This window comes from bacterium, assembly GCA_035308905.1.
Taxonomy (GTDB): domain Bacteria; phylum Sysuimicrobiota; class Sysuimicrobiia; order Sysuimicrobiales; family Segetimicrobiaceae; genus DASSJF01.
Map to the genome: position 1 here is coordinate 1 of DATGFS010000019.1, position 16,274 is coordinate 16,274.

Sequence of the window (16,274 nt, forward strand, 5' to 3'; positions counted from 1 at the left end):
CGCGATCACGCCGCGCACCCGCGCGATCATGCCGGTCCACACCGCGGGGCATCCGGCCGACCTCGATCCGATACTGGCGCTGGCCCGCAGGCACCGCGTGCTCGTGATCGAAGACGCCTGTCAGGCGATCGGCGCGCGCTACAAAGACCGGGCCGTCGGGACGCTCGGCGAGATGGGCTGCTACAGCTTCGTGCAGAACAAGGCGATGACGTGCGGCGGCGAGGGCGGGGCGGTGGGGTCGTTCGACGAGGTGCAGGTGCGCCGCGTCTTCACCCTGGCGAACCACGCGCGCGGCGAGCAGTTCCACCGCGGCCACGACGACGAGGCCGTCCCGGTCGCGCACGACGAAATCGGGTTCAACTACCGCCAGTCGGAGATCCTCTCCGCGATCGCGCGGGTCCAGCTGCGCCGGCTGCCGGGGTGGATCGAGCAGCGCCGCCGGTGGGCGCGGGCCTATCGCGAGTTGATCGCTGTCCGCGATCTCCCGATCGACCTGCCCGGCGAACGGCCGTGGGCTTACCACTCGTACGTCCGGTTTGAGGTCCGGGTCCGCGCGGGCGAGCGGGCCGCGCTTCGCCGGTACCTCGCGGAGCACGGTGTCCGGACGCAGGTCCACTATCCGACGCCGATCCATCTCGACACGCCGTACCGCGCGCTGCTGGGGATGCGCGAAGGCGCGCTGCCGGTGAGCGAGCGGCTGGCCCGCGAAATCATGACGCTGCCGCTGTATCCGCAGATGACCGAGGACGACGTGGCGTACGTGGTCGATCATCTCCACAGCTTCTTCCGCGAGCGCAGGCCCGCCACCGCGTAGGTCCGCTGGGGCTGCGCCGCCGCTGCCGCGCCGTTACTGCCACTCCGCGTGGAAGAGGGCGCGCACCTCTTCGCGGGCGAGGCCCGCGCTGAGGAGCGCCGTCAGCTTTATGCGGGCCTTGAGGCCGGACGTGCCCGAAAAGATCATGCCGAGCGACAGCAGGTGGGCCTCGGCGCCTTCGTGCCGGTAGGTATCGCGGTGCAGGCGCCCGCTGACGTACGGATTGGCGACGACGACCATCGTGCCGCCTTCCATCGCGCGCGTGAGCAGCGCGACCTGCCCGGCGCTCAGCCGCCCGGAGTCGACGACGATCCCGTCGGATGCGGCGTCGAGGGCCGCGCGCAGCAGCACGTCGCTCGAGTCGGCCGCGAAGGGGATGCGCTCCACGCGCGCGGTGATGGCCGGGGGCATCACCGCCCGGATGCGCGCGAACGGCCGCCGGGCGAAGAAGACGTGGTCCTCGTCGACCGCGCCGAGCGGGCCGAACTCCGGCGACTGGAAGGCCGCGGCGTTCGCGGAGCTCATCTTCGTGACGTCCCGCGCGCAGTGGATCGTGCCGTTCATGACGACCAGCACCCCGAGGCCGCGGGAGCGTTCGCACGCGGCGACCTGAATCGCGTTCAGCAGGTTGAGCGGCCCGTCGTCGCTCGGCAGCGTCGGATTCCGCATGGCGCCCGTGAGCGCGACCGGCCGGTCCGTGTCGAGGGTCACGTCGAGAAAATACGCCGTCTGCTCGAGGGTGGCGGTGCCGTGGGTGACGACGACGCCCGCCAGGTCCGGATCCGCGAGCGCCCCGCCGATCCGGGCCGCGAGGGCGAGCATGTCATCGAAGCGGATCGCGCTGCTCGGGACTTCGAGCCACGGGTCCACCTCGCAGCGCGCGTAGGATGCGGCCGGAATGCGCGCCAGGAGCTCCGCGGGACCGAGGCCGGGCTCGACGACGCCGGAGGGGCGCAGTGTTCCGGCGATGGTCCCGCCGGTCGTGATGACGAGGACTCTCGGGAGCGCCACCGGGGCTTAGACGAGGTAGCCCAGGCGGCCGGACAATTCGTACGCGGCGTCCTGCAGGAGGCGCGCGAGCTGCTCGATGTCCTCTTCGCGAATTTGGAACACCGACCCCGAGAGGCTCAGCGCCGCTTCGACCGTGCCGGACGGGCCGCGGACCGGGACGCCGATGCAGCGGATGCCGGCGAGGAACTCCTCCTCGTCGACGGCGTAGCCGCGCTCGCGGGTGCGCCGCAGCTCCTGCGCGAGCGCCGCGCGATCGGTGATCGTGTGGGGCGTGCAGACGGTAAGGTCGCTGCGGAGAATGCGGTCCACCTCGTCCTGCGGCAGAAACGCGAGCATCGCCTTGCCGAGCGCCGTCGCATGGGCCGGCGCACGCCGCCCGACCGGCGTGTACATCCGCGCGCTCTTCGGGCCGTCGATGCGCGCGATGTACATGACGTGCTGTTGATGCAGAATCCCGAGATTCGCGTTGCAGCTCGTCGCGGCGACCAGCCGCTCGAGCAGGGAGATCGCCTGCTTGCGGATCTCGAGCTGGTTGAGGGCCGCGCCGGCGAGGATGATGCCCTGGAGCCCCAGCCGGTACTTCTCGGTCCGGGGGTCCTGTGCCACGTACCCTTCGGCCGCGAGCGTGGAGAGGATCCGGTAGACGGTGCTCTGGCTGGTCTTGAGGCGCTTGCTCAACTCGATCACGCCGACCTGGCGGCCGTCTTCGGCAAGCAGATTGAGAATGTCGACGGACCGCTTGACCGTTTTGACGGAGTCGGATTTCGGCATCTGGCCCCCCAAGCGCTGCGGCGATCCCGGCGCGACACTGGGCCGTTCACCTTCTGAAATGAAATCCCCTTCCGTTCCCGAACCTTCTAGAAATAATAGCGGCAGGAACCGCTAATTTGGCCACAAAATACGAAAGATCGTTTTCTTTCCGGGCTTCGAGGCGTCCATGAGAGGGGAGGCGGTCGCGGGGATGGATTGCGCTGAGCCGGTACGGAACTCCACCACCCGTCTTCCGACGCTGGATCTCTTTTCGCTGGCCGGCCGGGTTGCCATTGTTACGGGCGGCAACCGCAACCTCGGCCTCGGCCTGAGCCGCGGACTGGCGGGCGCGGGCGCGCACGTGCTCATCGCCAACCGGGACGCGGAGGGCGGCGCGGCCGCGGCCGAGGCGCTGCGCCGGGAGGGCTGGAGCGTCGCCGCGTGCCCGACCGACGTGAGCGACCCGGCGGCGTGCGAGCGGATGGCGGCCGCCGCCGCGGACCGGTGGGGCCGCGTCGATATCCTCATTAACAACGGGGCCGTTCGCGTCGACAAGACCGCGGCGGAGCACACCGCGGCCGATCTCGACCGGATCCTGGGCGTCAACGTCCGGGGCGTCTTCCACGCCTGCCAGGCGGTCTATCCGTTCATGCGCCGGCAGGGCAGGGGACGCATCGTCAACATCGGCTCCATCTCCGCGCGCAAGGGCATGGTGCGGCGGACCTCCTACAGCGCCTCGAAGGGCGCCGTGCTGGCGCTGACGCGCGGGCTCGCGGTCGAGTGGGCCGCGGACGGCATCACGGTGAACTCCATCTCGCCCGGATCGATCGCGTCCCCGGACCGGCCCGCCGATCCCGCGTCGGCCCGCCACAAGATGACGCTCGACCTCATTCCGCTCGGGCGCGTGTCGCGGGCGGAGGACATCGTCGGCCTCTGCGTGTTTCTGGCATCGGACGCCTCGGCGTACCTCACCGGTCAGGATGTGCTCATCGACGGCGGGTGGTCGCTCGTGATGCGTCCGATGTCGATGCCTTAGGGAAGTCCACGGCAGACTCGGAGGGACAGTCCATGAGCCGGCATGCGGTGAAGCAGACGATGACCCGAAGGGATCTCCTCTCCGCCGGCGCGCGCGGCGCGTCGCTCGCGCTGCTCGGCGGCGGCGTGCTGTCGATCGAGAGCGCGCCCACGCTCGGCGCGCCCGCGGGGAGCGCCGGACGCGTGCTCAGCGTCGCGACGCTCCTCAACATCAAAACCCTCGACCCCGGGCGGACCCTCGAGAACGGCACGAACAACATCGCCCACGTGACATACGACACGCTCGTCACCTTCGCCGGCGAGGACCTCGCCACGATCCGGCCGTCGCTGGCGACGAAGTGGTCGACGTCGCCGGACGGTCTGACCTACACGTTCACCCTGCGGCCCAACGTGAAGTTCGCGAGCGGCAACCCGATGACGTCGGCGGATTTCAAGTGGTCGTTCGAGCGCCTGATGCACATCAAAGGCAACGGCGCGTGGCTGCTGGACGGCGTCGAGGCGGTGTTGGCGCCGAATCCCACGACGGTCGTCCTGAAGCTCAGCCGGCCGGTGCCGGCGCTGCTGCCGATTCTGACGGCCCCGCCGTTGAGCCCGGTGGACACGAAGGTGGTCGCGGCGAACGGCGGCGACGCGGGGCCGGACGCGAAGGACAAGGACACCGCGGAAGGCTACCTCAACGCGCACTCCGCCGGCACGGGCGCGTTCGTCCTCACGAGCTACGTACCGAACCAGGAGCTCGTGCTGGCGAAGAACCCGACCTTCTGGCGGGGGCCGTCGGATCTGGACCGCGTCGTGATCCGCAACGTCGCGGAGCCGAGCGCGCAGGCGCTGATGGTGCAAAAGGGCGACGTCGACATCGCGGTCAACATTCAGGCCGACCAGGCGCTCCAGTTGCGCCACGTGCCCGGCGTGACGGTCAGGACCAGCCCCGCCCTGAACGTCGTCAACATCATCATGAACAGCAACCCGCAGGTCGGCGGACCGTTCAGCCATCCCAAGGTCCGCCAAGCGATCCGCTACGCCATCGACTACCAGGGCGTCATGGCGCTGGCGGCGCCCGGGTCGGTCCGCTCGGCGGGCATCATCCCGCCGAGTTTCCCCGGCGCGCGGCCGCGCGGCGAGGCCGCGAAGACCGACCGCGAACGGGCGCGGGCGCTGCTCAAAGAGGCCAACCTCGGCAACGTCGAGGGGACCTTCATCTACTCGAGCACCTACGCGTCGTTCGGCGTCGACACGAGCATCCTGTCGCAGAAAATTCAGCACGACCTGGCGGCGGTCGGCATCAAGGTCAAACTCGTCGATCTCCCGTACGCGGTCCAGGTGCAGCAGTACCGCGACGGCAAGATCCCGATGGGCCTCGGCGGCTGGCTCGCGGACTACATGGACATGAGCGACTATCTCGTCTTCCTGCCCGGGCGGACGGTCGGCAAGCGGCTGCAGTGGTTCCCGGATTCGAGCCCCGAGGCGCAGGAGATCGTCAAGCTCGGGGCGCGGACCGAGACCGAGGTCGACCGCGCGAAGGCGATTGCGCTCTATCAGGAGCTCGACCGGCGGATCTCCGACGCGGGGCCGTACATCCCGCTGTACCAGCCCGCGGTGCCCTACGCGTTCCGCTCGAACGTCAAAGGCGTAACCTACAACACCGGCTGGTACGTGGACTACTCGACGATAAGCAAGACGTGAGGGGGAGAGCATGACCATCTCGCCAGACCGCACCATCGCCGCGCGCGCATCGCAGCGCGCAGCCGGCATACGCTCCGGCGACCGCGAGCGCCTCTTGGCGCTCGCGCAGAATCGGCGGGACATGGTGTCACTGGGGCGGGGCGACCCGGACCTGCCGACGCCGGCGCACATCATCGAGGCCGCCAAGCGCGCCCTCGACGGCGGCGCGACGCACTACACGCACTGGCAGGGCCGGCCCGATCTTCGGGACGCGGTGGCGGAGAAGTGCCGGCGGGACTACGGGGCGGACGTGCACGGCGGCCAGGTGATCATCACCGCCGGCGCGCAGGAGGCGATGTACGTCGCATTCCAGACCCTGCTCGACCCCGGCGACGAGGCGCTGCTGGCGGATCGCCACTACACCTCGTACTCCCGCGCGGTGCGCCTCGCCGGCGGCGTGCCGGTGTTTCTGCCGACGCGCGAGGAGACGGGGTTCGTCATCGATCCGCGCGACGTGGAAGCGCGGATCACCCCGCGCACGAAGCTGCTCGTCGTCGTCTCTCCGGAGAACCCGACGGGCGCGGTGATCCCGCCGGGGACGATCGCGGAGCTGGGCCGCATTGCGCTGCGGCACGACCTCATGGTGATCGCCGACGACATCTACGAGAAGTTCGTGTACGAGGGCCCGCCGCACGCCAGCATCGCCGCGGAGCCGGATCTGTTCGGCCGCTCGATCGTCATCAACGGGTTCAGCAAGACCTACGCGATGACCGGCTGGCGTGTCGGCTACATGGTGGTGCCGCAGGAGCTGATCCCCGCCGTCGAGATCGTGAAGCACACGCTGACGATCTGCGCGCCGGCGGTCTCGCAGGCCGCGGCGCTCGCCGCGCTGACCGGCCCGCAAGACTGCGTCACGGAGATGCGGGACATCTACGCGAAGCGCCGCCGGATTCTGCTCGACGGCTACGCGCCGCTCGGGATGGGAGGACGGTGGTCGCGCGGGGCGCTCTACGTCTACGCCAGGGTGCCGGACTCGCGCCTCAGCTCGTATGAGTTCTGCGTGAACCTGCTCGAGCAGGGGAACGTGCTGGTATTTCCGGGAACCGGTTTCGGCAGCGGCGAGGGCTACGTCCGCACGACGCTGCTGCAGCCGGAGGCTGTGCTGGTCGAAGCGGTGTCACGGATGTCGGCGGTGCTGCCCGTACGGGCGGCGGGAGAGGGGGACTCGCATGGACACGCACGGTAGGCGGCTGTCCCGGCGCGATCTGCTGCGGGGCACGGTCGCGGCCGGCGCCGGCGGCGCGCTGGGGATCGGGGCCGGCGCGGGCTGGCTGTCGCGCGAGGCGGGGGTCGCGACGGCGCAGCGGGCGACCTCCGGGACGCTCCAGGTGGCCTGGGATCAGGTACAGGACAATCTCGATCCGCAAACGGCCCGCGGCAACCGCAACTGGTGGGTGCTGACGGAGCTGTACGACACGCTGACGTACCTGCCCGGATACAGCCTCGAGGCGAAGCCGCTGCTGGCCGAGTCGTGGGCGGTCACCGGCAACGGCACCGTCTACACGTTCAAGCTCCGCCGCGGCATCAAGTTCACCACGGGCTCCGACCTGACCGCGGAGGCCGTCAAGTACAGCATTGACCGGATGCAGGCGACGAAGCTCGGGCCGCTCTTTCTCACCGTGGCCTTCGACCGCGCCGAGGTGGTGGACCGCGGCACCGTCCGCTTCGTCCTCAAGTACCCGTACGCGGCGTGGCCGGTGATTCTCTCCCATCCGGCCGTCTGCAGCATCGTCGACCCGAAGGTGGTCGAGTCACACGGCGGCGTCCAGGAACGGAAACGCAACGACTACCTCTCGGCCAACACCGCCGGCATCAGCCCGTGGCTGATCGACCGCTGGGACCAGGGGCAGCGCATCGTGCTGGTGCGGAATCCCCAGTACTGGCGCGGCTGGAACGGCCAGCATCTCAACCGCGTCGTGCTGGAGACGGTGCCGGAGCAGGAGACGCGCCTCCTCCGCCTCGAGAAGGGCGACGTGGACATCGCGACGGTGAACGCGGCGAATCTGCCGGGGCTCGAGCAGCGGATCGCGCGCGGGCGGCTGCCGGTCGCGATCGAGAAGACGAAGAACGGGCAGGCGCTGCTGAGCCTCTCGACGATGCAGATTAACATGAACAACAAGATTCTGCCGACGAGCGACGTCAACGTCCGCAAGGGCCTGAGCCACGCCTTCAACTACAACCTGTTCATCGGCAAGGTGCTCAATGGCTACGCCGTGCGGATGGCGGGGATGATTCCGCGCGGCATCCTCGGGCACGTCGCCGACTATCCGCTGGTCGACTTCGATTTGAACAAGGCGAAGCAGGCGTTCGACGCGGCGGCGCCGGCGGCCAAGGCGGAGCTCGCCAAAGGGCTGACCTTCCGGTACGTGCCGGGCTACGTGCTCGGCCAGGAAGGCGCGTTGATGTGGCAGCAGGACCTCGCCAAGATCGGGATCCGCCTGAGCCTTCAGGAGATCGACCAGGCGACGCTCAGCGGCATGCAGACGTCGGTGCCGGGCGTGCCGCTGATCGAGGGGCGGTGGGTCGGCGACTTTCCCGATCCCGACAACTTTGTGACGGCCGCGCGTCCCGACTACTGGCCGCCGAACGGGTTCGGCGCCGCGTTCGCCGGCGACGCCCGGACCGACTCGCTGGTACAGCGGGGCCGGATGGAGCAGGACCCGGCGCGGCGCAGGGCCATCTACCGGGATCTCGAGGTGTACTTCCGCGACCAGTACCCGATCATCATGGTGGCCGAGCCGTCCGGCGTGCTCAACGAGTGGAACGCGCGGGCGAACTGGGTGGCGGGGTTCGAGTTCAACCCGATGTTCCACCCGCTCTACTACAACGCGTTCAAGCAGGGGTAGAGGCGCGGCGCCGGCGTGAGCGCCCTTCGGCGCCCGCGCCGGGTGCCGTTCCGGCCGCCGGAGGGCCGGCCCGCCCGCCGATGATCGCCTACCTGACGCGCCGTCTCGCCATGCTGGTCGTGGTGGTGTTCGGCGCCATGACCGTGACGTTCGTGATCGCCCGCGTCATCCCGACGAACGTCGCCCAGATCTGGGCCGGCGTCCAAGGCTTCAAGGTTACGCCCGACGTCATCGCGCTGGTGAAGCGCGAGTATCATCTCGATGATCCGCTCCTCGTGCAGTACGGTTACTACCTGCGGGACGTGGCAAGCGGCCGGTGGGGGACGTCGCCCGTGACGGGGCGGCCCGTCGCGGCCGATATCCTCGCGTACCTGCCGAACACGGTCGAGCTCGCCGCGGCGGGCCTCGCGCTCGCCGTGATCGTCAGCGTGCCGATCGGCATCGTCGCGGCGCGCGCGCGAAACTCGCCGCTCGACCACCTCAGCCGCGCGCTCGCCCTCGTGGGGGTCGCCGCGCCGACGTTCTGGGTAGGACTGCTGCTCCAGTTGGTCTTCTACTATATGCTCGGCTGGGCGCGCGATCCGGGCGGGATGCTCAGCTCGTCTGTGCTCGCCACGGCGCCGGTCCGGCACGTCACCGGGATGCTGGTGCTCGACGCCGCGATGACCGGCAACGGGGCGGCGCTGGCCGACACCCTCAACCACCTCGCGCTGCCGGCGGTCAGCCTCGCGCTGCCGCTCGTCGCGCTCGTCAGCCGTATGACCCGCGCCTCGATGCTCGAGGTGCTGCATCAGGACTACGTCCGCACGGCGCGCGCCAAGGGCGTGCCGGAGTGGCGGGTGACCTGGCGCCACGCGCTCCGCAACGCGATGCTGCCGACCGTCACGGTGCTCGGGCTCTCGACCGGCTGGCTGCTGACGGGCTCGGTCGTCACGGAGCTCATCTTCTACTGGCCCGGGGTCGGACGGTACGCGGTCGGCGCGGTGACGTCGTTCGACTTTCCCGCCGTGACGGCCTACACGGCGCTCGCGGCGGTGATTTTCTCGCTCGCCAATCTCCTCACCGATCTGACGTACGCCTACCTGGACCCGCGGATCCGCTTTGGCTGAGCTCGCGAGGCCGCTGCGCAATCCGCTCGTGCTGTTCGGCGGCGCGGTGATCGCCGCGCTGTTTCTCGTCGCGGCGCTCGCGCCCGTGCTCGCGCCGTACGGCCCCCAGGCCGGCTCGCTGCTCGACCGGTTCCAGGCGCCGGGGCCGCGGCACTGGTTCGGCACCGACAGCTCGGGCTTCGACGTTTTCAGCCGCGTGCTCTACGGCGCGCGGCCGGCCATCGGCAGCGGCCTCATCGTGCTGGCGATCTCGACGTCGGTGGGGACCGCGGTCGGCCTCGCGGCCGGGTACGGCGCCGGGGCGTGGGGCGAGGTGCTGCTGCGGACGACCGACGTCTTCCTCGCGTTTCCGGGCCTGCTGCTGGCGATGGCGGTCGTCGCGGCGGTCCAGCAGCGGACGCTGTGGGCGATCGTCGTCGCGATCTCCATCCGCTGGTGGGCGCCGTACGCCCGCATCGTCACGGCCCAAACGTTGAGCATCCGGGAGCGCGAGTACGTGGAGGCGGCGCGCTCGATCGGCGCCCGCCACCTGCGCGTACTCGTGAGCCACATTCTGCCGAACGCCCTGAGTCCAATCATCGTGCAGGCCACGCTCGATCTCGGCGCCATCATTCTGACCACCGCCGCGCTGAGCTTCATCGGCTTCGGCGCCGAGCCGGGCGCGCCGGATTGGGGCCGCATGGTCGCCGACGGCCGTCAGTACATGCGGGACCAGTGGTGGGTGGTGCTGTTTCCGGGCCTCGCGATCTTTTTCGCCGTCGCGGCGTTCAACCTCGCCGGCGACGGGGCCCGCGACGCTTTCGATCCGCGGCTCCGCAGCGAGTAGGAAGCCGCACCGCACGGACGGGACGAGGACGCGCGTTGCGCGAACCGGCCTCTCGTGATAGAATGACGTTTGTTGTCCTTTCGACCGCGGGTCCGTACCGACCACCGACCTGCCCATCGAAGACGCCAAGGAGCCAGTGCAATGAAAAAGGACATTCATCCCAATTACCGCCAGACGACCGTCACGTGCGCCTGCGGCGAGTCGTTTACGACCGGGTCCACGCGCGAGAACATCCGGGTGGAGATCTGCTCGAAGTGCCATCCGTTCTACACCGGACAGCGCAAGTTCGTCGACTCCGAGGGGCGCGTGCAGAAGTTTGCCAAGAAGTACGGTCTGCGGATCTAAGGCCTTGTGCGGCAGGAATACCTTGCCCGGCTCGCGGCGCAGGAGTCCCGCTACCAGGAACTGACCCGCGCGATGGCCGATCCGTCCGTGCTCGGCGACCCGGCGCAGTACCGCCGGGTCGCCCGCGAGCACTCCGGCCTGGCCGAGATCGTCGACGCCTTCACGGAATACCGCCGCGTCTCCCGTGAATTGGAGGACGCCGAGCAGCTGCTCCGCACCGAGACCGACCCCGAGTTCCGCGCGCTCGCGGACGCGGAACGGGCGGCGTTGACCGCGCAGCGCGCCGCGCTCGAGCAGCGGCTCGAGGCCCTGCTGGTGCCGCGCGATCCCCGGGACGAGCGCGACGTCATCATCGAGATCCGCGGCGGGACCGGCGGCGAGGAAGCGGCGCTGTTCGCCGGCGCCCTCGCGCGGATGTATGGGCGCTACGCGGAACGCCGCGGGTGGCGGTCCGAGATTCTGTCCAGCAACCCCACCGGGCTCGGCGGCTTCAAGGAAGTCGTGCTCGGGATCGAGGGCCGCGGCGCCTACAGCCGCCTCAAGTACGAGAGCGGTGTGCACCGGGTCCAGCGCGTCCCGGCGACAGAGGCGAGCGGCCGCATTCACACGTCGACCGCCACGGTCGCCGTGCTGCCCGAGGCCGAAGAGGTCGACGTCGTCATTCGCCCGGACGAGCTGCAGATCGACACCTACCGTGCCGGCGGCGCCGGCGGGCAGAACGTCAACAAGGTCGAGACCGCGGTCCGCATCACGCACCTGCCGACCGGGCTCGTGATCGCCTGTCAGGACGAGCGCTCGCAGCACCAAAACCGCGAAAAGGCGATGCGAATCCTCCGCGCCCACCTGCTCGAGCAGGCGGTGGAGAAGCAAAAGGCGGAGATCGCCGAGACGCGGCGCAAGCAGGTCGGGTGGGGCGAGCGCAGCGAGAAGATCCGGACCTACAATTTTCCTCAAGATCGCGTGACCGACCATCGCATCGGCAAGACGGTGCACAACCTGCCGGGCGTCCTGGACGGGAACCTCGACGATCTGATCGACTCCCTCGCGGCCGCGGACCGGCTCGAGAGTCTGACCGCACCCGCCGGCTCGTGACGCCCGGCCGGGGCGGCGTCGCGGACGTGCGCGCGGACCGCGCGGAGTATTCGACCCGCGAGGACGCGCGGGCGTGGGGTCTCGCGCGCCTGCGTGAGGCCGGCCTCGATGCGCGGGAGGCGTGGGTGGAGGCCGATCTGCTGCTCCGCCACGCCGCCGGGTTGACCCGCGAGGAGACGCTGCTTCGCCCGTCGGCGCCCCTCGGGGACGAGGCCGGCGAGGCCTACGCGGCGCTCATCGCCCGCCGGGCGGCGGGATGGCCGTCGGCGTACCTCACCGGCCGGTGCGAGTTCTGCGGGCTGCTCCTCGACGTGGACCCGCGGGTTCTGATTCCCCGCCCGGAAACCGAGCGGCTCGTCGAAGTGGCCGTGGCCGCGCTCGCCGCGCGCCCGGCCCCGTTGATCGTGGACGTGGGTACGGGCAGCGGCGCGATCGCGCTCGCGCTGACGCATCTGCTGCCCGGGGCGCGCGCCGTCGCGACCGACCTCTCGGACGGCGCCTTGGCCGTGGCCCGCGCCAACGCCGGCCGCCTCGGTCTGGCCGGCCGTATTATCTGGCGCCGCGGGGATGCGCTCGACGCGCTGGCCGGAGTCGTGCCGCCCGCGGGCGCGGACGCGATCTGCGCGAACCCGCCGTACGTGCCGACGGCGGACCTCGCCGCGCTGGCGCGTGAGATTCGCGAGCACGAGCCGCGCGGCGCCCTCGACGGCGGTCCGGACGGTCTGGCGGTCCACCGGCGCATCGTCGGCGCCGCGGCACCGTACCTCCGTCCGGGGGGCCTCCTGGTCCTCGAGACGTCCGCCTTAGGACAGCAGGCGCGCGCCGTCGCGGCGCTCATCGGCGCGGAAGGGACCTTCGCCCCGGCGGAGATCGTCCGCGACTACGCCGGACTCGACCGGGTGGTCGTCGCCGCGCGGCTGGCATCGTTCAACGGCGGCGTGCCGGCGGACCCGCCGCCGGCAATCACGATCTCAACGCCGGCGCGCGGCGCCGCGGGACGGGGGGACGCACCGTGATCAGAGGACATCCGACGCGCCCGATGCAGCTGATCGGCGTGCATCCGGCGTCGCAGGACGTACCGCGGCAGGCCGTGCGCACCTTGCTCGACGGCGGCCTCGTCGCGTTTCCCACCGACACCTACTACGCGCTCGGGGCGTCCGCCTTGGACGGGGAAGCCGTGGCGCGCGTCTTCGCGGCCAAGCGCCGGCCCCACACGGAGCCCCTGCCGGTTTTCGTCGCGGACACGGGACAGTGGCGAATGCTCGTGTCGGAGCTGCCGGAGATCGCGCTGCGGCTCGCGGAGCGGTTTTGGCCCGGTCCCCTCACGATCGTGTGCCGGCGGGCGCCGCATCTACCGCCGCTGCTCGCCGGGGGCGGTGAGACGATCGGGGTGCGCCAGCCCGGCTCGGTCCTCGCGGTCGCGCTCTGCCGCGCGCTCGGGATGCCCATCACGGGGACGAGCGCCAACACCCACGGCGTGCCGGCGCCGGTGACGGCCATCGAAGTGGGGATGGACCTCGGCGGCCACGTCGATCTGATCCTCGACGGCGGCACGTGCCCCGGCGGCCATCCGTCCACGGTCGTGGACATCACCCGCACGCCGCTCGTTGTCGTCCGCGCCGGCGGGGTCACGCCGGAGGAACTACGCGAGGTGACCGGTCCGCTCGCCGTCCCGGCGACGCCGGCGCCGGCCTAGGCGTGAGCCGGAGCGTCCCGCCCGGCTGGTCCCGCCTGCGCGGGACCTAAGGATTTGCCCGCGGCATACCGAATCTTGGACGGGAGAGCCCGGAGTGGAAGGAGTGACGCGCCGTGGATGAGCTGCGCCGCACGGATCCCGAGATTGCCGACGCCATCGCGAACGATGTCGAGCGCCAGCGCTACTACGTCAACCTGATCGCGTCGGAGAACTACGCCAGCCGGGCCGTGCTCGAAGCGCTCGGCAGCGTGATGACCAACAAGTACGCCGAGGGGTATCCCGGCAAGCGCTACTACGGCGGCTGCGAGTTCGTGGACGTGGTCGAGCAGCTCGCCATCGACCGGGTGCGCGCCCTGTTCGGCGCGGAGCACGCGAACGTGCAGCCGCACGCCGGCGCCCAGGCGAACATGGCCGCGTACTTCGCCCTCATCAAGCCGGGCGACTCCGTGCTGGCGATGAACCTGGCGCACGGCGGGCACCTGACCCACGGCAGCCCGGTCAACTTCTCCGGCCAGCTCTACCGCATCGTTCCCTACGGCGTGCGCGCCGACACCGAGCAGATCGACTACGACGAGCTCGCGCGCCTCGCGCGCGAGCACCGGCCGAAGCTCGTGGTCTCCGGAGCCACGGCTTACTCGCGCCAGTTCGACTTCGCGACGATCCGCGCGATCTGCGACGACGTAGGCGCCATCATGATGGTCGACATGGCGCACTTCGCCGGCCTCGTCGCGGGCAAGGCCCACCCCGACCCGGTGCCCTACGCGGACGTGGTGACCTCCACCACACACAAGACCCTGCGCGGCCCCCGGGGCGGGTTGGTCCTGTCGAAGGAGCGCCACGCCGCGGCGATCGACAAGGCGGTCTTCCCCGGGATCCAAGGCGGGCCGTTGATGCACGTCGTCGCCGCGAAGGCGGTGTGCTTCAAGGAGGCGATGCATCCCGACTTCCGGACGTACGCGGCGCGCATCGTCGAGAACGCGCGGACGCTGGCCGAGGAGTTCGTGCGGCGCGGCTATCACGTCGTCTCCGGCGGGACGGACAACCACCTCATTCTGCTCGACGTGCGCAGCAAGGGCCTCACCGGCCGCAAGGCCCAGCGGGCCCTCGACGCCGCGCACATCGTCGCCAACAAGAACATGATCCCGTTCGACCCGGAGAAGCCGATGACGACAAGCGGCCTCCGGATCGGCACCCCGGCGCTGACCACACGCGGCATGCAGGCGGCCGAGATGCGGCAGGTCGCCGCCTGGATCGACACGGTGCTGAGCGCGCCCGAGGACGCGGCCGTGCAGGCGCGCGTGCGGGACGAGGTGCGCGCGCTGTGCGCGGCGTTTCCGATCTATCCGGAGCCGGTCGAAGCGGTGCGGTAGTGCCGCGGCCGTCCTGGGACGAGTACTTCATGAGCCTCGCGCATCTGGCGGCGACGCGGTCGACCTGTCTGCGCCGGCACGTGGGCGCCGTAATCGTCAAAGACCGAATGGTGTTGAGCACCGGTTACAACGACACGCCGCGGGGCGTGCCGAACTGCGGCGAGGGGGGATGCGCGCGCTGCGCGTCGGAGGCCGCTTCCGGCACCGCGCTGGACACGTGCCTCTGCCTCCACGCCGAGCAGAACGCCATCGTCCAGGCGGCATACCACGGCGTCTCGATCGCCGGCGGTACCATCTACTGCACGCACCAGCCTTGCCTGACCTGCGCGAAGATGATCGTGAACGCCGGCCTCGTCCGCATCGTCTACGACGAGCCGTACCCCGACCCGGTGGCGGAACGCCTCTTGACCGACGCGTCGATCGCCTTCAGCCGGTTTGCGCCCGTGCCGGCGGACTCGCCGCCGGCAACGATGTCATCAAAGGCGGCCGCCGCCGGATCGTAGCGTCGTACTGCGCACGTGTCTAGGTTCAGATAGATCCGACTACACTTGACACTCGGTGCAACGGCGGCATCGGGGCCGCTTCCGGCCGTTGGGCGGTGGCTATACTGGCACCACCATGGCCATCCTCAAGCCGTTCCTACGCCGGCGCGTCCGGGTGGCGCCGTCGCTATCCCACGAGGCCCGGCAGCGTCTGCGGTGGATGGAGTTTTATGTGGCGCACGGGCGCGCGGTGCGGTTGACATGCCGGCACTTCGGCATCAGCTCGGCCACGTTCTACCGGTGGTGGCGGCGCTACGATCCGCGGCGGCTGGCGAGCCTCGAAGATGACCGCGGGACCCGGCGGCCGACGCGCGTCCGGCAGCCGATGACGCCGCCCGAGGTGGTCCGGCTGATCCGCACGCTGCGGGAGCGGTATCCCCGGTGGGGGAAGGCCAAGCTGGCCGTGTTGCTGCGGCGCGAAGGGTGTACGGTCTCCGCCTCCACGATCGGCCGGACGCTCACCCGGCTGCGGGCGCTGGGCCAACTCGAGGAGCCGGCCGTGGTGCGGGCGGCGCAGCAGCGGCGGCGGCGACGCCGCGCGCGGCCGTATGCTCAGCGGTTTCCGTGGGGGTACGTGCCGCGCCAGCCGGGGGATCTGGTGGAGATCGACACGACGCCGGTGACGGTGAGTCCCAAGGTGCGGCGGATCCACTTCACGGCGCGCGACGTGGTGAGCCGCAAGGACGTGCTGGCGGTGGCGGCGCGGCCGACGAGTGCGGCGGCGAGCCGGGTCCTGCGGGAGGCCTGTGCGCGGTTTGGCTTTCCGGTCCGGGCCATCCAGATTGACGGCGGCTCGGAGTTTCGGGCGACCTTTGAAGCCGCGTGCGCGGAGCTGCGGATCAAACTCTTTGTGCTGCCGCCCAAATCCCCCCGCCTCAATGGGCACGTGGAGCGGGCGCACCGGACCCATCAGGAAGAGTTTTACGATCTCGTGGAGATTCCCGAGCCCTTAGCGGAGCACCAAGCCTTGCTCCGGCGCTGGGAGGAGACCTACAACAACGTCCGGCCGCACCAGGCGCTCGGTTACCTCACTCCGAACGAGTACCTCGCTCAATGGCAGGCGGCTCAGCGATGAATTTGGAGGCTGGTGTAGTCGGATCTACTGGACCAGTACAA

Annotated in this window: 16 protein-coding genes; 14 read left to right on the forward strand and 2 right to left on the reverse strand. The window is 70.3% G+C overall.

The genetic code is table 11. The annotated features are described in order from the left end of the window. Positions 1 to 814: DegT/DnrJ/EryC1/StrS family aminotransferase (locus VKT83_04925; GenBank protein HLY21794.1), on the forward strand; the 814-nt coding region annotated here is incomplete at its 5' end. Positions 815 to 847: 33 nt separating this feature from the next. Here VKT83_04925 and VKT83_04930 read toward each other — a convergent pair. Both VKT83_04930 and VKT83_04935 read right to left on the reverse strand, forming a co-directional pair. Further along, positions 848 to 1,825 carry an asparaginase gene (locus VKT83_04930; protein ID HLY21795.1) on the reverse strand — a complete coding sequence of 326 codons (978 nt, stop codon included), beginning with the start codon at positions 1,823 to 1,825 and terminating at the stop codon, positions 848 to 850. 6 nt (positions 1,826 to 1,831) lie between these two features. Then, positions 1,832 to 2,596 (reverse strand): IclR family transcriptional regulator, encoded by a 765-nt coding sequence (locus VKT83_04935; protein HLY21796.1) that lies wholly within the window; start codon positions 2,594 to 2,596, stop codon positions 1,832 to 1,834. A gap of 190 nt (positions 2,597 to 2,786) precedes the next feature. Here VKT83_04935 and VKT83_04940 point away from each other — a divergent pair, with 190 nt between their 5' ends. The 13 genes from VKT83_04940 to VKT83_05000 all read left to right on the forward strand — a co-directional run bounded on the left by VKT83_04940 (position 2,787) and on the right by VKT83_05000 (position 16,233). Further along, the gene (locus tag VKT83_04940; GenBank protein HLY21797.1) at positions 2,787 to 3,611 is read left to right on the forward strand and encodes an SDR family oxidoreductase; all 825 of its coding nucleotides are present in this window, start codon (positions 2,787 to 2,789) and stop codon (positions 3,609 to 3,611) included. A gap of 32 nt (positions 3,612 to 3,643) precedes the next feature. Beyond that, on the forward strand, positions 3,644 to 5,293 hold the full coding sequence (locus tag VKT83_04945) for an ABC transporter substrate-binding protein (GenBank protein ID HLY21798.1): 1,650 nt from the start codon (positions 3,644 to 3,646) through the stop codon (positions 5,291 to 5,293). A gap of 10 nt (positions 5,294 to 5,303) precedes the next feature. After that, positions 5,304 to 6,518: a pyridoxal phosphate-dependent aminotransferase gene (locus VKT83_04950; protein ID HLY21799.1), complete on the forward strand. Its 1,215-nt coding sequence runs from the start codon at positions 5,304 to 5,306 to the stop codon at positions 6,516 to 6,518. Next, a complete protein-coding gene (locus VKT83_04955) occupies positions 6,502 to 8,178 on the forward strand; it encodes an ABC transporter substrate-binding protein (protein ID HLY21800.1) in 1,677 nt (558 codons plus the stop codon). The genes VKT83_04950 and VKT83_04955 overlap by 17 nt, the downstream gene beginning before the upstream one ends. A gap of 80 nt (positions 8,179 to 8,258) precedes the next feature. Next, complete coding sequence (locus VKT83_04960) at positions 8,259 to 9,287, forward strand: ABC transporter permease (GenBank protein HLY21801.1); 1,029 nt, start codon at positions 8,259 to 8,261, stop codon at positions 9,285 to 9,287. Then, on the forward strand, positions 9,280 to 10,113 hold the full coding sequence (locus VKT83_04965) for an ABC transporter permease (GenBank protein HLY21802.1): 834 nt from the start codon (positions 9,280 to 9,282) through the stop codon (positions 10,111 to 10,113). Before VKT83_04960 ends, VKT83_04965 begins: the two co-directional genes overlap by 8 nt. A gap of 141 nt (positions 10,114 to 10,254) precedes the next feature. Further along, positions 10,255 to 10,458, forward strand: coding sequence for a 50S ribosomal protein L31 (gene rpmE / locus VKT83_04970; protein HLY21803.1), 204 nt, complete (start codon positions 10,255 to 10,257; stop codon positions 10,456 to 10,458). A 6-nt stretch (positions 10,459 to 10,464) separates the two neighbouring features. Further along, positions 10,465 to 11,550: a peptide chain release factor 1 gene (prfA, locus tag VKT83_04975; GenBank protein ID HLY21804.1), complete on the forward strand. Its 1,086-nt coding sequence runs from the start codon at positions 10,465 to 10,467 to the stop codon at positions 11,548 to 11,550. After that, on the forward strand, positions 11,547 to 12,566 hold the full coding sequence (gene prmC, locus VKT83_04980) for a peptide chain release factor N(5)-glutamine methyltransferase (protein ID HLY21805.1): 1,020 nt from the start codon (positions 11,547 to 11,549) through the stop codon (positions 12,564 to 12,566). The genes prfA and prmC overlap by 4 nt, the downstream gene beginning before the upstream one ends. After that, on the forward strand, positions 12,563 to 13,246 hold the full coding sequence (locus VKT83_04985; GenBank protein HLY21806.1) for an L-threonylcarbamoyladenylate synthase: 684 nt from the start codon (positions 12,563 to 12,565) through the stop codon (positions 13,244 to 13,246). Before prmC ends, VKT83_04985 begins: the two co-directional genes overlap by 4 nt. 113 nt (positions 13,247 to 13,359) lie before the next feature. Beyond that, positions 13,360 to 14,616: a serine hydroxymethyltransferase gene (glyA, locus tag VKT83_04990; GenBank protein HLY21807.1), complete on the forward strand. Its 1,257-nt coding sequence runs from the start codon at positions 13,360 to 13,362 to the stop codon at positions 14,614 to 14,616. Further along, a complete protein-coding gene (locus tag VKT83_04995) occupies positions 14,616 to 15,119 on the forward strand; it encodes a cytidine/deoxycytidylate deaminase family protein (protein ID HLY21808.1) in 504 nt (167 codons plus the stop codon). The genes glyA and VKT83_04995 overlap by 1 nt, the downstream gene beginning before the upstream one ends. Before the next feature lie 115 nt (positions 15,120 to 15,234). Next, on the forward strand, positions 15,235 to 16,233 hold the full coding sequence (locus tag VKT83_05000; protein ID HLY21809.1) for an integrase core domain-containing protein: 999 nt from the start codon (positions 15,235 to 15,237) through the stop codon (positions 16,231 to 16,233). The last annotated feature ends 41 nt before the right edge of the window (positions 16,234 to 16,274 follow it).